The organism is Klebsiella sp. A52, assembly GCF_018388785.1.
In the GTDB taxonomy this organism is placed as follows: Bacteria; Pseudomonadota; Gammaproteobacteria; order Enterobacterales; family Enterobacteriaceae; genus Klebsiella; species Klebsiella aerogenes.
Genome location: NZ_CP074437.1, coordinates 4685159 through 4700432, shown reverse-complemented (window position 1 = coordinate 4700432; position 15274 = coordinate 4685159). Strand labels below are relative to the sequence as shown.

11 protein-coding genes are annotated in these 15274 nt (G+C 56.4%); 6 read left to right on the top strand and 5 right to left on the bottom strand.

All coding sequences use genetic code 11. The features are described from left to right. Positions 1 to 4 precede the first annotated feature (4 nt). Positions 5 to 565, top strand: coding sequence for a hypothetical protein (locus tag KGA69_RS22235; protein WP_213292667.1), 561 nt, complete (start codon positions 5 to 7; stop codon positions 563 to 565). A gap of 77 nt (positions 566 to 642) precedes the next feature. Here KGA69_RS22235 and infA read toward each other — a convergent pair whose 3' ends face one another. The 5 genes from infA to trxB all read right to left on the bottom strand — a co-directional run bounded on the left by infA (position 643) and on the right by trxB (position 6539). Continuing rightward, a complete protein-coding gene (gene infA / locus KGA69_RS22230) occupies positions 643 to 861 on the bottom strand; it encodes a translation initiation factor IF-1 (RefSeq protein WP_001040187.1) in 219 nt (72 codons plus the stop codon). Positions 862 to 1220: 359 nt separating this feature from the next. Beyond that, positions 1221 to 1925: a leucyl/phenylalanyl-tRNA--protein transferase gene (aat, locus tag KGA69_RS22225; protein ID WP_015704873.1), complete on the bottom strand. Its 705-nt coding sequence runs from the start codon at positions 1923 to 1925 to the stop codon at positions 1221 to 1223. 42 nt (positions 1926 to 1967) lie between these two features. Continuing rightward, positions 1968 to 3689 (bottom strand): heme ABC transporter ATP-binding protein/permease CydC, encoded by a 1722-nt coding sequence (cydC, locus tag KGA69_RS22220; protein WP_213292666.1) that lies wholly within the window; start codon positions 3687 to 3689, stop codon positions 1968 to 1970. Next, a complete protein-coding gene (gene cydD, locus KGA69_RS22215) occupies positions 3690 to 5456 on the bottom strand; it encodes a heme ABC transporter permease/ATP-binding protein CydD (protein WP_049053734.1) in 1767 nt (588 codons plus the stop codon). A gap of 114 nt (positions 5457 to 5570) precedes the next feature. Then, positions 5571 to 6539, bottom strand: a complete 969-nt coding sequence (gene trxB, locus KGA69_RS22210; RefSeq protein WP_015367489.1) for a thioredoxin-disulfide reductase — start codon at positions 6537 to 6539, stop codon at positions 5571 to 5573. Between the two features lie 532 nt (positions 6540 to 7071). Between trxB and lrp the strand changes: the two genes are divergently transcribed. The 5 genes from lrp (at position 7072) to serS (ending at position 15195) form a co-directional block, all read left to right on the top strand. After that, a complete protein-coding gene (gene lrp / locus KGA69_RS22205) occupies positions 7072 to 7566 on the top strand; it encodes a leucine-responsive transcriptional regulator Lrp (protein WP_000228469.1) in 495 nt (164 codons plus the stop codon). Between the two features lie 135 nt (positions 7567 to 7701). Then, on the top strand, positions 7702 to 11724 hold the full coding sequence (ftsK, locus tag KGA69_RS22200; protein ID WP_213292665.1) for a DNA translocase FtsK: 4023 nt from the start codon (positions 7702 to 7704) through the stop codon (positions 11722 to 11724). A 122-nt stretch (positions 11725 to 11846) separates the two neighbouring features. After that, positions 11847 to 12458 carry an outer membrane lipoprotein periplasmic chaperone LolA gene (gene lolA / locus KGA69_RS22195; RefSeq protein ID WP_015367486.1) on the top strand — a complete coding sequence of 204 codons (612 nt, stop codon included), beginning with the start codon at positions 11847 to 11849 and terminating at the stop codon, positions 12456 to 12458. Positions 12459 to 12466: 8 nt separating this feature from the next. Next, the gene (gene rarA / locus KGA69_RS22190) at positions 12467 to 13810 is read left to right on the top strand and encodes a replication-associated recombination protein RarA (protein WP_015704877.1); all 1344 of its coding nucleotides are present in this window, start codon (positions 12467 to 12469) and stop codon (positions 13808 to 13810) included. A 92-nt stretch (positions 13811 to 13902) separates the two neighbouring features. Next, complete coding sequence (gene serS / locus KGA69_RS22185; protein WP_015367484.1) at positions 13903 to 15195, top strand: serine--tRNA ligase; 1293 nt, start codon at positions 13903 to 13905, stop codon at positions 15193 to 15195. Positions 15196 to 15274 lie beyond the last annotated feature (79 nt).

Below are 15274 nucleotides of genomic sequence, written 5' to 3'. Positions count from 1 at the left end.
TTCAGTGATAAAGACCGGGCTGGTGACAGCCCGGTCTTTTTTTATTAGCGTTAAAACGGATGGATGTAACCACAAGGACGAAATGATGAAATGTGCAAAAACGTCGTGCTGCGCCTCGCTGGTGCTGCTTTCTTTTAATGCTCTGGCGCAATGTCCGGATATGACGGGTAGCTACCGCTTTAGCGGTGCTGATAGCCCGTTTTACCTGGTCAAAATCTCGGGGCAGTCAACCTATCACGCCTATTTTCCCGCCGGTTCGGATAAATATGTGCACTCTCGCAGCGTCGATGTGCCTGCGGAAAAACGCAAAGAGGAGCAAATTCCCGCGTGCGCCCTGTTGCTCAAAGGGGCAGGAATGCTGGTAAAAATGGAGAAGGGAAAGAAAATTAACACCATGAGCCAGTCACAAAACTATATGACGGAGAAAACTATTACTACCGATTATGGCTTAATGGTGTATTCCGGCTTTGCCTCAGACTTTATCGGTGTCGATAAACTGAGCGCCCATGTGCCGAAAGAAGCGCTAAACAATACCCTACCGATAGCTAAAGAGATGGCTGAGTAAATCGGCGCGGTAGGCAGAAATGAAAAGACCGGGCATTGCCCGGCCTTCAGCATCTGACGCCTTAGCGGCGGAAACAATTAGCGACTACGGAAGACAATGCGGCCTTTGCTCAGGTCGTACGGGGTCAGCTCAACAGTCACTTTGTCGCCCGTCAGAATGCGGATGTAGTTTTTACGCATTTTACCGGAAATATGCGCAGTTACCACGTGACCGTTTTCCAGTTCTACGCGGAACATAGTGTTAGGCAACGTTTCAAGTACGGTGCCCTGCATTTCAATATTGTCTTCTTTGGCCATCTAGTCCTCTGGGGTATCACTACCGTAGTTTTGAACCGGCAAGATAATGCCGAAGTTCAGCAAGTATGTAAAGTTTTACGTATACCCAAAATAGTTCGCGTCGCAGGATGGCGGTAAATAATTGCGCGCAGCCAGCGCCTGCAGCTTAATACATGACGGGTATAAATCGCCGAAGTAGTTTTGGCGCATTGCCCGGAATACACGCGGTAAAACCACATGACAGGCGCAAACGTAAAGGGCAGTGACAGAACGATGGGCGTTATCTGACTCTTAATATTCCCAAACGGCGGCGGGGCAACAGGCAGAAGCTACTCTACCGCGCAATTATACCACCGCGCTAAGAAATGTGCTGAAAACATTTATCCATTACCGGTAAATAGCACCCTTGGTACCCAAAATCGCTCCGGTAATCGATAGGTGCGTAATACGGAAAGGTAATCGAGATAATCGCGGCGCGGGATTTCAATCGCTCCTAAAGAGGCGGTATGCGCGTTAAGAACCTGACAGTCAATTAATCTGCCACCGTCCTGGGCAAAAGCCTGACAGAAGATCATTAGCGCGGTTTTGGAGGCATTTTCCGCCCGGCTGAACATCGACTCGCCGCAAAACAGCGCTCCCTGCGCCACGCCATACATGCCGCCGACCAGCCTATCCTCATCCCATACTTCGATGGAGTGAGCATGACCGAGTTCATGTAACTGGTGATAGGCCTGAACGATACCATGGGTGATCCAGGTGCCTTCATCGCGATGGCTGGCGCAGCCCTCGATAACCTGGCCGAAGGCGTGATTGAGCGTCACCCGATAGGGCGAACGTTGATGGAAACGTTTCATGCTCCGGCTATAGTGGAATTGCTCCGGCCACAGTACGGCGCGCGGATCGGGCGACCACCATAAAATAGGGTCGCCGGGAGAAAACCATGGAAAGATACCGCGCTGATAGGCCATCAACAAACGGGCTGGGCTGAGATCGCCACCCAGCGCCAGCAGGCCATTTGGTTCACGCAGAGCGCCTTCCGGAGAAGGGAAGGCGATAGAGTCACGAGAGAGCTGAACCAGACGCATTTTTGACCTCAATACGCACCAGCAATTGTTGACAATAATAGCTTACAGACGTTGCTTAAACTGGTAATAACGGCCCTGTTTCGCCAGCAGCTCTGCGTGACTACCTTGCTCAATAATTTGGCCGTTGTCCATGACTATTATCTGATTAAAACGCGCCAGCCCGCGCAGACGGTGAGTGACCATCAACACGGTTTTATCGCGCATCACTTCACTAAGTAAATCAAGGATCTGGCTTTCCGTTGTTGCATCCAGGCCTTCGGTGGGTTCATCAAGTAGCATTAATGGCGCATCGTGCAATAGCGCGCGGGCGATAGCCAGTCGACGTAATTCGCCGCCGGAAAGCTGACGTCCGCCTTCGCCGAGCCAGCTATTCAGGCCGCTATCTTCCAGCAATTTCTCCAGGCCGACGCGCTCCAGGATATCGGCAAGCCTGGCGTCGCTGGCCTGCGGCGCGGCGAGCAGCAGATTATCGCGCAGCGTCGCGCTGAAGAGATGCACCCGCTGCGGCACGACGCTCATCGCCTGGCGCAGGGTCGTTTCAGACAGCTCGCTAAGTGGCTGGCCATTTAGCTGAATCTGACCGTTGGCCGGATCCCAGGCGCGGGTCAATAGCTGCAGCAGAGTCGATTTACCGCAGCCGGTACGGCCAAGAATGGCGATATGCTCGCCTGCCGCGACCTGCAGAGAAATATCTTTTAGCGCCGGGGCCGACTGCTGCGGGTAGCTGAAGGTTACCTCATTCAGGGTAAGCGCTACCTGGGAGAAGCTTTGCGGCGCCTGATGGCTGAACGTCACCTCGGGCTGCTGCTCGGTAATCTGCGTAATGCGACGCGCGGACGCGATGACCTGGCCGAGATGCTGGAAGGCGCCGGTGACCGGCGCCAGCGCTTCAAATGCCGCTAAGGCGCAGAACACGAAGAGGGCGATCAGCGCCCCCGGCTGGCTATTACCGCCAACGCCTTCGGAGGCCATCCACAGCATGGCGATCACTGCGATGCCGCCAATCAGCAGCATCAGTGCCTGCGACAGGGCGGTGAGCTCAGCCTGGCGGCGCTGCGCCTCCTGCCAGCGCTGTTCCGTTTTTTCCATCTGTTTACGGTAGCGATCGCTGGCATTAAACAGCATTAACTCGGCTTGCCCCTGTAGCCAGGAGGTGAGTTGCTGGCGATACTGCCCGCGGAGTTGGGTGATCTGCTCCCCGGTCGGCTTACCGGCACGGTAAAACAGCGGTGGCAGCAGGAGTAGCGTCGCCAGCATAATTCCGCCAAGCGTTAGCGCCAGGGTGACATCGAGTACGCTTAAGCCGATGGTCACCACCAGGATGACCACCAGTGCGCCAACCAGCGGCGAGATCACGCGCAAATAGAGGTGATCCAGCGTATCGACATCTGCCACGATGCGGTTGAGCAACTCACCCTGACGAAAACGCGCCAGCCCGGCAGGGGAGAGCGGCAGTAGTTTGCTAAACGTGGCGACGCGCAGGTGCTGCAATACCCGGAAAGTGGCATCGTGGCTCACCAGACGCTCAAAGTAGCGGCCGGCGGTACGAATAATTGCCGCGCCGCGAACGCCTGCGGCAGGCAGCATGTAGTTAAAACTGTAAATCCCGGCGACCCCGACCACCGCAGAGGCCGACAGGAACCAGCCGGAAAGCGTTAATAGCCCGATACTTGCCAGCAGGGTGACGATAGCCAGCACCACGCCGAGGGTCAGCAGCCATTTGTGGCGTTTGTATAGCGCCAGATAGGGTAACAGTGCGCGCATTTAAATTTCCTCCTGGCGATGGGCTAACAGTGAGGCAAACGCGCCTCCAGCGGCAGAAAGCTGCGCATAGCCGCCTTGCTCGACAATCTGTCCATTCTGCATCACCCAAATAGCATCCCACTCGGCCAGTCCTGCCAGTTGGTGAGTAACCATCAGCGTGGTCTGCTGGGTAGAAGCGTTAGATAGCGCCTGCATCACACGCTGTTCGCTGTGAGCGTCAAGGCTGGCCGCTGGTTCATCAAGCAGCAACAGGCGGCACGGCACCAGCAGCGCGCGCGCAACGGCAATACGCTGAGCCTGGCCGACCGAGAGGCCGCCAGCCTGATCGCCTAACGGGGTATTAATACCTTGTGGCAATTGGGAAATAAACTCGCTGACCCAGGCCTTATCCATGGCCAGCTGCAGTTGCGATTCCGTGGCTTCTGGCCACGCTAGCAGCACGTTTTCACGCAGCGTGGCGGCGGGCAGTTGCGGGTTTTGACCGACCCAGCTAATTAGCCGACGCCAGCGTTCAGCATCGAGATCGCGCAGCTCCACGCCGTTAACCTGTAGCGAACCTTCATAGGGAAGAAAGCCTGTCAGCGTATTCAGCAGCGAGCTTTTACCGGAACCGCTCTGGCCGACCAGGACCACGCGCTCGCCAGCGTTCAGGGTAAAACTCAGCGGGCCTGCCAGCGTTTTGCCATCCGGCGATTTCACCATCAGATCGCGGGCTTCGAGGCGAATCAGTTCATGATCGCTTAGCGTTTTCTCGCCCCGTTCAGCCTGCGCCAGCGGCGTTTCCATAAAAGTCTTCAGGCTATCCGCTGCGCCAATGGCCTGCGCCTTGGCATGGTAAAATGTGCCTAAATCACGTAGCGGCTGGAAAAACTCCGGCGCCAGAATCAGGGTTAAAAAACCGGACATCAGCGTGACGCCGACGCCGTAGTGGCCGAAGTCGAGCTCGCCGAGGTAGGAAAAACCGAAATAGACCGCCACCAGCGCGATAGAGAGCGAGGTAAAGAACTCCAGCACGCCGGAGGAGAGAAAAGCCAGGCGCAGGACTTCCATCGTCCGCTGGCGGAAATCCTGCGACGCATCGCGGATATTGTTAATTTCCGCCTCGCCGCGGTTGAACAGACGCAGCGTCTCCATGCCGCGCAGACGGTCGAGGAAGTGACCGCTGAGGCGACCGAGCGCAAGGAAATTGCGCCGGTTAGCATCGGCGGCGCCCATCCCGACCAGCGCCATAAAGAGCGGGATCAGCGGGGCGGTGCCGAGTAAAATTAGCGCGGCCGCCCAGTTGCTGGGGAAGATAGTGATAACAATCAGCAGCGGCACGCAGGCGGCCAGCGTCATCTGCGGCAGATAGCGCGCGTAGTAATCATGCATATCGTCGATTTGCTCAAGGATGAGCGTCGCCCAACTGCCGGCGGGTTTTCCCTGAATCCAGGCTGGGCCCGCCTGCTGAAGACGGTCAAGCACCTGGCGGCGAATTTCATAACGGATATGCTGGCCGGCGTGGAAGCCGACGCGTTCGCGCAGCCACACCACCCAGGCGCGCAGGATCAGCACCAGCGCCAGCAAGGTAAACGGCAGCAGCAGCGCCGTCGCCGGGATATTTTCCATTATCATTCGGTGAAGTATACGCGCCAGGAACCACGCCTGAGCGACGATCAATAGACCGCTCACGACGCCCAGCAGGCGAGAAATCATCAACCAGCGACGGGAGATAATGCTTTTTTCTTTTAACCAGCGGGTTAACTCTTGTTGACGGGTTTTATTCATTGCGCGCTTAGCAGGTGTCGTTATGAGATTTTTGGGCACGGCAATGTTACAACGGGGCAAAAATAAAGGCGACTTTTCGTCGCCTTCTTTACCTTTGTTACTGACTTGTAAAGATTATTTGCAAGCGTCAGCTAACCCATCCAGATAGCGTTCCGCGTCCAGCGCCGCCATACAGCCGGTGCCGGCGGAGGTAATCGCCTGACGGTAGATATGGTCCATCACGTCGCCCGCGGCGAACACGCCAGGGATACTGGTTTGCGTGGCGTTGCCGTGGATGCCGGATTGTACTTTGATATAACCGTTTTCCAGCGCTAACTGACCTTCAAAGATAGCGGTGTTCGGGCTGTGTCCAATGGCGACAAACAGACCGGCGACGTCCAGCGTCTCAACGTTATCGCTATTTTTGGTATCGCGCAGACGCAGCCCGCTGACGCCCATCTGGTCGCCGGTGACTTCTTCCAGGGTGCGATCGGTGTGCAGCACGATATTGCCGCTTTCCACTTTATCCATCAGGCGCTTGATCAGGATTTTTTCCGCACGGAAGGTGTCACGACGGTGGATCAGATGCACTTCAGCAGCGATGTTGGACAGATACAGCGCTTCTTCAACCGCCGTGTTGCCGCCGCCGATGACCGCGACTTTCTGGTTACGATAGAAGAAACCGTCGCAGGTGGCGCAGGCAGAGACGCCGCGTCCTTTGAAAGCTTCTTCAGAAGGCAGCCCCAGATAACGGGCGGAAGCGCCGGTAGCGATAATCAGCGCGTCACAGGTGTACTCGCCGCTGTCGCCGACCAGGCGGAACGGACGGTTCTGCAGATCGACGCTGCTGATATGGTCGAAAATAATTTCAGTTTCGAACTTGGTGGCATGCTCGTGCATACGTTCCATGAGCAGCGGACCGGTCAGATCGTTTGGGTCGCCTGGCCAGTTTTCCACTTCAGTGGTGGTGGTCAGCTGACCGCCTTTTTCCATGCCGGTGATCAGCACCGGCTGCAGGTTTGCGCGCGCAGCATAGACCGCCGCGGTATATCCTGCAGGTCCAGAACCTAGAATAAGCAGTTTACTGTGTTTGGCTGTGCCCATGAGATCCCCATATTTTATTGGCATACATTGGGCTGGATTGTAGGGAATTTGCGGGCGTAAAAAAAGAGCGTAGCGATTTTGTTAACGATATGTGCAATAGAACCCGCCGATGGATTGGCGATTTAACGAGCGGAAAATATAATTAATTCTACTGTTAGCGCTCTGATTATAAGATGAAAACATGAGATTCAGAGGGGGTTGATGATGAATATCTGGCATCTTGTACTAAAAATCGATGTTTTGCTTTGACAATCCCCTGTGCTTTTGCGAAAACATTCATGGAAGAAGAAAAGCAGTGTTTCGCGTGCGGCGAATGTTCATGCACGCAAATGCCATTTTTATCCGGGTCAGCGAAATCTACGCATGGTGTGGACAGACGCCATGCGTGATGTCGGTGACTGCCATCAGGCAACGGGCTTCTCACGTACCCCTGGGTTACTCAACGTCGTACGGGTAATAACGGGATGGGCTCTGGCAGTGAAGGCGCAGAGTCAGAACAGGAGTAGGGAAGGAATACAGAGAGACAATAATAATGGTAGATAGCAAGAAACGCCCTGGCAAAGATCTCGACCGCATCGATCGTAACATTCTGAATGAACTGCAAAAAGACGGGCGTATTTCCAACGTCGAGCTTTCCAAACGGGTGGGACTTTCTCCGACGCCTTGCCTTGAGCGCGTGCGTCGGCTGGAAAGACAGGGTTTTATTCAGGGCTATACGGCGCTGCTCAACCCGCATTATCTGGATGCATCACTTCTGGTATTTGTTGAGATTACTCTGAATCGTGGTGCGCCGGATGTGTTTGAGCAATTTAACGCCGCAGTACAAAAACTTGAAGAAATTCAAGAGTGTCACTTGGTATCCGGTGATTTTGACTATCTGTTGAAAACCCGCGTACCGGACATGTCAGCGTATCGTAAATTGCTGGGCGAAACCCTGCTGCGCCTGCCGGGCGTAAACGACACCCGTACCTACGTGGTTATGGAAGAAGTCAAGCAGAGTAATCGTCTGGTAATCAAGACGCGCTAACACGGAACAGGTGCAAAATCGACGTAGTTTGATTACACTCCTGTTAATCCATACAGCAACAGTGCCGGGGAGACCCGGCGCTGTTGTCCGTTTTAGCAGCAGGCAGGAAATTGCCTGATACCTGGAGAGCCTTTCTTGAGCCAGGAATACACCGAAGACAAAGAAGTCAAACTAACGAAGCTAAGCAGCGGGCGCCGCGTTCTTGAGGCGTTACTCATCCTTTGCTCTCTTTTTGCCATCTGGCTGATGGCGGCATTACTGAGCTTTAATCCATCCGATCCCAGTTGGTCACAGACCGCCTGGCATGAGCCTATCCATAATCTGGGCGGCATGCCCGGCGCGTGGCTGGCGGACACGTTATTTTTCATCTTTGGCGTAATGGCCTACACCATCCCCGTGATCATCATCGGCGGCTGCTGGTTTGCATGGCGTCATCAGGAAAATGACGAGTATGTCGATTACTTCGCTGTTTCGTTGCGCCTGATCGGCGCGCTGGCGCTGATCCTCACCTCCTGCGGCCTGGCGGCAATTAACGCCGACGATATCTGGTACTTTGCCTCCGGCGGCGTCATTGGCAGCCTGCTTAGCACCACCTTACAACCCTTGCTGCACAGCAGCGGCGGCACTATCGCCTTGCTTTGTATCTGGGCCGCGGGTTTAACGCTGTTTACCGGCTGGTCATGGGTCAGCATTGCCGAGAAACTCGGCGGCGCAATCCTTTCTATTCTTACCTTTGCCAGTAATCGTACCCGTCGGGACGATACCTGGGTTGATGAAGGAGAATATGAAGATGATGAATATGAAGATGAAGAAGACGACGATACCGCACAGCCGCGGGAATCGCGTCGCGCCCGCATCTTACGCAGCGCGCTAGCGCGTCGTAAGCGTCTGGCGGAAAAGTTCGCCAACCCGATGGGGCGTAAAACCGATGCCGCGCTGTTCTCCGGTAAACGAATGGATGATGCGGAAGCAGTACAATACAGCGCCAGCGCCGCGCGTCCTGGCGATTTAGACCCTTACGATCCGCTACTGAACGGCCATACGGTGGCCGACCCGATCGGCGCCGCCTCCGCCGCTGTCGTTGCGCCGCAGGCATGGGCGGAGCAGGGGACAGGTCAGGCATACCAACCGGAGGCCGCTCACCTGCAACCACCGGTGTATCAGCCTGAATATGCGCCGCAGCAGCCGCCGGTTTATCAACCGGAAGCCGCGCATCCTCAGCAGCCGGCGTATCAGCCTGAGTATGCGCCGCAGCAGCCGCCGGTTTATCAACCGGAATCCGCGCATCCGCAGCAGCCAGTGTATCAGCCGGAATACGCCCCGCAACAGCCGCCGGTTTACCAGCCGGAAGCCGCGCATCCACAGCAGCCAGCGTATCAGCCTGAGTATGCGCCGCAGCAGCCGCCGGTTTATCAGCCGGAAGCCGCGCATCCACAGCAGCCGGCGTATCAGCCTCAGTATGCGCCGCAGCAGCCGCCGGTTTACCAGCCGGAAGCCGCGCATCCACAACAGCCTGTGTATCAGCCTGAGTATGCGCCGCAGCAGCCACCGGTTTACCAGCCGGAATCCGCGCATCCGCAGCAGCCGATATACCAGCCTGAACCGGCTGTTCAACAACCTGTTTATCATCAGGAACCGGCGCCAGCCGCTGAGCCTGAGACTCCTCAGGAAGAAACTAAACGCCCGCCGATGTACTACTTCGAGGAAGTCGAAGAGAAGCGCGCGCGCGAGCGTGAGTTGCTGGAATCCTGGTATCAGCCAATCCCTGAACCGGCGAGCCCGGTGGCGACCAAACCGATCACCACCCCGGCTGCCCCATCCGTGCCGTCCGTCGATGCCGCCGCCGTGACGGCCGTCGCCGCAGGCGTTCATCAGGCCACCACTTCTGGCAGCGCAGCCGCAGCCGCCTCAGTGGCGTCAACCGCCGCTGACGCAGCGCCAGTTTTCAGCCCGGCATCCAGCGGCCCGCGGGTACAGGTAAAAGAAGGCATTGGTCCGAAATTGCCGCGTCCGAATCGCGTCCGTGTGCCGACGCGTCGGGAGCTTGCTTCCTATGGCATTAAGCTGCCGTCTCAGCGTATTGCTGAAGAGCGCGCGCGTCGGGCCGAGCTTGAACATCATTACGATAATGAGCCGCTGAGCGACGATGAAGCCGATGCGTTGGAACAGGACGAGCTGGCGCGTCAGTTTGCCGCTACCCAGCAACAGCGCTATGGCGAGTCCTGGGAATCCGAAAGCGATGAGCAGGACGAAGACGCTGCCGCTGAAGCCGAACTGGCGCGCCAGTTTGCCGCGACCCAGCAGCAGCGCTATGCCAGCGAGCAGCCGCCGGGAGCCAATCCCTTCTCACCGGCGGACTATGAGTTCTCGCCGATGAAAACGCTGGTCAATGATGGTCCAAGCGAGCCGTTGTTTACGCCGACGCCGGAAGTGCAGCCCCAGCAACCGGCTCAGCATTATCAACAACCGGCAGCCGCGCCACAGCAGGGTTATCAACCTGCGCAGCCGCCCGTACACCATCAGCCGGTAGCTCCGCAACCGCAGGCTTATCAACCTGCGCAGCAGCCAATGCAGCAACAACAGCCGGTTGCTCAGCAGCCCGCGCCGTCGCCGCAGGATAGCCTTATTCATCCGCTACTGATGCGTAATGGCGACAGCCGTCCGCTGCAAAGACCAACAACGCCGCTGCCGTCGCTGGATCTCTTGACGCCACCGCCGAGCGAAGTTGAACCTGTTGATACCTTTGCGCTTGAGCAGATGGCGCGTCTGGTCGAAGCGCGTCTCGCCGATTTCCGCATTAAAGCGGATGTGGTGAACTACTCGCCGGGTCCGGTGATCACTCGTTTCGAGCTGAACCTCGCGCCGGGGGTGAAGGCCGCGCGTATCTCTAACCTGTCGCGCGACCTTGCGCGTTCGCTGTCGACCGTGGCGGTGCGTGTGGTGGAAGTTATTCCGGGTAAACCTTACGTTGGCCTGGAATTACCGAACAAAAAACGCCAGACCGTATACCTGCGCGAAGTGCTCGATTGTCCGAAATTCCGCGAGAACCCATCGCCGCTTACCGTGGTGCTGGGCAAAGATATCGCCGGCGATCCGGTGGTGGCCGATCTGGCGAAAATGCCGCATCTGCTGGTTGCCGGTACCACTGGTTCGGGTAAATCGGTCGGCGTGAACGCCATGATCCTCAGCATGCTCTATAAGGCGCAGCCGGAAGACGTTCGTTTCATCATGATCGACCCGAAAATGCTTGAGCTGTCGGTGTACGAAGGTATCCCGCATCTGCTGACGGAAGTTGTCACCGACATGAAAGACGCCGCCAATGCGTTGCGCTGGAGCGTCAATGAAATGGAGCGCCGTTATAAGCTGATGTCGGCGCTGGGCGTGCGTAATCTGGCGGGCTACAACGAGAAGATCGCTGAGGCCGCACGCATGGGACGCCCGATCCCGGATCCTTACTGGAAACCGGGCGACAGTATGGACGCCGTGCATCCGGTGCTGGAAAAACTGCCGTACATCGTGGTGCTGGTGGATGAATTCGCCGATCTGATGATGACCGTCGGTAAGAAGGTGGAAGAACTGATTGCGCGTCTGGCGCAGAAAGCGCGCGCGGCGGGTATTCACCTGGTGCTGGCGACCCAGCGTCCGTCGGTTGACGTGATTACCGGTCTTATCAAGGCCAACATTCCGACGCGTATCGCCTTCACCGTATCGAGCAAGATTGACTCGCGTACCATCCTTGACCAGGGGGGCGCAGAATCGCTGCTGGGCATGGGGGATATGCTCTATTCCGGGCCGAATTCCACCATGCCGGTTCGTGTCCATGGCGCATTTGTCCGTGACCAGGAAGTACACGCCGTGGTGCAGGACTGGAAAGCGCGCGGTCGTCCGCAGTATGTTGACGGTATTACCTCCGATAGCGAAAGCGAAGGCGGTGGTGGCGGCTTTGATGGCGGGGAAGAGCTGGATCCGCTGTTCGATCAGGCGGTCAACTTCGTAACCGAGAAGCGCAAAGCCTCGATCTCGGGGGTGCAGCGTCAGTTCCGTATCGGTTATAACCGCGCGGCGCGTATCATTGAGCAGATGGAAGCTCAGGGGATCGTCAGCGAGCAAGGCCATAACGGTAACCGTGAAGTCCTGGCGCCGCCGCCCTTCGAGTAAGTGCAAAGTTCGGTAAATAAGCGCAAAATCAGCCTGTTCTGCTATTCCGTTGCTCTCAACGGCTCTACAGTAGGGACAGAACAGGCTCCCGCGTCGGGAGTGACGCACAATAAGGATCAACAATGAAGAAACTTGCCATCACCTGTGCATTATTGTCTGGCTTCGTGGTAAGCCAGGTTTGGGCAGACGCTGCCGGCGACTTAAAAAGCCGTCTGGATAAAGTCAGCAGTTTCCATGCCAGCTTCACTCAGAAAGTGACCGACGCAAGCGGTAATGCCGTGCAGGACGGGCAGGGCGATTTGTGGGTGAAACGCCCGAATCTGTTCAACTGGCATATGACCCAGCCGGATGAAAGTATTCTGGTATCGGATGGGAAAACGCTGTGGTTCTATAATCCGTTTGTGGAGCAGGCAACCGCGACCTGGCTGAAAAACGCGACCAGCAACACGCCGTTCATGCTGATCGCCCGCAACCAGTCAGCGGACTGGCAGCAATACAACATCAAACAAAACGGCGATGATTTTGTGCTGACGCCGAAAAGCGGTAACGGCAACCTCAAGCAGTTCACAATCAATGTCGGCCGTGACGGTACTATCCATCAGTTCAGCGCCGTTGAGCAAGACGACCAGCGCAGCAGCTATCAGCTGAAGTCGCAGCAGAATGGCGCCGTCGACGCATCTAAGTTCACTTTTACGCCGCCGCAAGGGGTGACGGTGGACGATCAACGTAAGTAGAGGCGAATGTGAGCAACTTTTCGCTCGATTTTTCCGATAATGCATTTCAACCTCTGGCCGCCCGTATGCGGCCAGAAAATTTAGCGCAGTACATTGGCCAGCAGCACCTGCTGGCGCCGGGTAAACCGCTGCCGCGGGCGATTGAGGCAGGGCATCTGCACTCGATGATCCTGTGGGGGCCGCCGGGCACGGGTAAAACTACCCTTGCGGAAGTGATCGCTCGCTACGCCAATGCTGATGTCGAGCGTATCTCGGCTGTTACATCTGGCGTCAAAGAGATCCGCGAAGCTATCGAACGTGCGCGGCAAAATCGCAACGCTGGTCGACGCACTATCCTGTTTGTTGATGAAGTGCATCGTTTTAATAAAAGTCAGCAGGACGCATTTCTACCGCACATCGAAGACGGCACTATTACTTTTATTGGCGCGACGACCGAAAACCCGTCATTTGAACTTAATTCCGCTTTGCTCTCCCGCGCTCGCGTCTACTTGCTCAAATCATTGACCACGGACGATATCGAGCAGGTGCTCAACCAGGCGATGAGCGATAAAGCGCGAGGCTACGGTGGGCAAGATATTATCCTGCCGGATGAAACCCGCAAGGCGATTGCCGAGCTGGTCAACGGCGATGCGCGCCGGGCGTTGAACACGCTGGAAATGATGGCCGATATGGCTGAAAACGACGATTCGGGCAAGCGAGTGCTGAGAGCGGAACTGCTTACCGAAATTGCCGGCGAGCGTAGCGCGCGTTTTGATAATAAAGGCGACCGTTTTTACGATCTTATATCCGCGTTACATAAGTCCGTGCGCGGTAGCGCGCCGGATGCGGCGCTGTACTGGTACGCACGGATTATTACCGCAGGCGGCGATCCGTTGTATGTTGCTCGCCGTTGTCTGGCTATCGCGTCTGAGGATGTCGGCAACGCCGATCCTCGCGCCATGCAGGTAGCCATTTCCGCGTGGGATTGTTTTACTCGCGTTGGGCCGGCGGAAGGTGAGCGGGCTATCGCTCAGGCGATTGTTTATCTGGCCTGTGCGCCGAAGAGTAACGCGGTCTACACCGCCTTTAAGGCCGCGCTGGCAGACGCTCGCGATCGCCCTGATTACGACGTGCCGGTACATTTACGCAATGCGCCGACCAAACTCATGAAAGAGATGGGCTATGGCCAGGAGTACCGCTACGCGCACGATGAACCTAACGCCTACGCCGCTGGCGAGCAGTATTTCCCGCAGGAAATGGCGCAAACGCGCTATTATCAGCCAACAAACAGGGGGCTCGAGGGCAAAATCGCTGAAAAGCTCGCCTGGCTTGCCGAACTGGATCAAAATAGCCAGATAAAACGCTACCGCTAATTGTGGCGTTGCGGTAAGGTTATTACCTCTATTTCCGTGGTCGTAGTTTGCGGCCATTTTTCCTATTTAAATTCGATAAGCACAGGATAAGCATGCTCGATCCCAATCTGCTGCGTACCGAGCCAGACGCAGTCGCAGAAAAACTGGCACGCCGGGGCTTTAAGCTGGATGTAGATAAACTGCGCGCTCTTGAAGAGCGTCGTAAAGTTCTGCAGGTTCAAACCGAAAACCTGCAGGCGGAGCGTAACTCCCGATCGAAATCCATTGGCCAGGCGAAAGCGCGCGGGGAAGATATCGAGCCATTACGCCTGGAAGTGAACAAGCTTGGCGAACAGCTGGATGCCGCAAAGTCCGAGCTGGAAACGCTGCTGGCGGAAATTCGCGATATCGCGCTGGCGATCCCGAATATTCCTCACGATGACGTGCCGGTGGGCCGTGACGAAAACGACAACGTTGAAGTCAGCCGCTGGGGTACGCCGCGCCAGTTTGATTTCGAGGTGCGCGACCACGTGACGCTGGGTGAAATGCATGGGGGGCTGGATTTCGCCGCCGCCGTTAAGCTGACCGGTTCCCGTTTCGTGGTGATGAAAGGCCAGCTGGCCCGCCTGCACCGCGCGCTGGCGCAGTTTATGTTGGATCTGCACACCGAACAGCACGGCTATAGCGAGAACTATGTTCCTTATCTGGTGAACCAGGACACGCTGTACGGTACTGGCCAGTTGCCGAAATTCGCCGGCGACCTGTTCCATACTCGTCCGTTGGAAGAAGAAGCCGATAGCAGCAACTACGCGTTGATTCCGACCGCCGAAGTGCCGTTGACCAACCTGGTCCGCGACGAAATCATCGACGAAGACGATCTGCCGATTAAAATGACCGCCCATACTCCGTGCTTCCGTTCTGAAGCGGGTTCCTATGGTCGTGATACTCGCGGTCTGATCCGTATGCACCAGTTCGACAAAGTTGAAATGGTGCAGATTGTACGTCCGGAAGACTCCATGGCGGCGCTGGAAGAGATGACCGGCCACGCTGAGAAGGTTCTGCAACTGCTGGGTCTGCCGTACCGTAAGGTGGCGCTGTGTTCCGGCGATATGGGCTTTAGCGCCTGTAAAACCTATGACCTCGAAGTGTGGGTTCCGGCGCAGGATACCTATCGCGAAATTTCTTCCTGCTCCAACGTCTGGGATTTCCAGGCACGTCGTATGCAGGCGCGTTGCCGCAGCAAGTCCGACAAAAAGACTCGTCTCGTTCATACCCTGAATGGTTCTGGTCTGGCGGTTGGCCGTACGCTGGTTGCGGTGATGGAAAACTATCAGCAGGCCGATGGCCGTATCGAGATCCCGGAAGTTCTGCGCCCGTATATGCGTGGCCTCGAATATATCGGTTAATCTTTTCTGCTCTTTCCTTAAAAGCGCCTGCGGGCGCTTTTTTTATATCCTTATTGATACCGGGCAATAATCCCCTCAG

Excerpts from the sequence above, each read along its gene's own strand:
- infA (WP_001040187.1), bottom strand. The coding sequence starts at position 861 with ATGGCCAAAGAAGACAATATTGAAATGCAGGGCACCGTACTTGAAACG.
- aat (WP_015704873.1), bottom strand. The coding sequence starts at position 1,925 with ATGCGTCTGGTTCAGCTCTCTCGTGACTCTATCGCCTTCCCTTCTCCG.
- cydC (WP_213292666.1), bottom strand. The coding sequence starts at position 3,689 with ATGCGCGCACTGTTACCCTATCTGGCGCTATACAAACGCCACAAATGG.
- cydD (WP_049053734.1), bottom strand. The coding sequence starts at position 5,456 with ATGAATAAAACCCGTCAACAAGAGTTAACCCGCTGGTTAAAAGAAAAA.
- trxB (WP_015367489.1), bottom strand. The coding sequence starts at position 6,539 with ATGGGCACAGCCAAACACAGTAAACTGCTTATTCTAGGTTCTGGACCT.
- lrp (WP_000228469.1), top strand. The coding sequence starts at position 7,072 with ATGGTAGATAGCAAGAAACGCCCTGGCAAAGATCTCGACCGCATCGAT.
- lolA (WP_015367486.1), top strand. The coding sequence starts at position 11,847 with ATGAAGAAACTTGCCATCACCTGTGCATTATTGTCTGGCTTCGTGGTA.
- serS (WP_015367484.1), top strand. The coding sequence starts at position 13,903 with ATGCTCGATCCCAATCTGCTGCGTACCGAGCCAGACGCAGTCGCAGAA.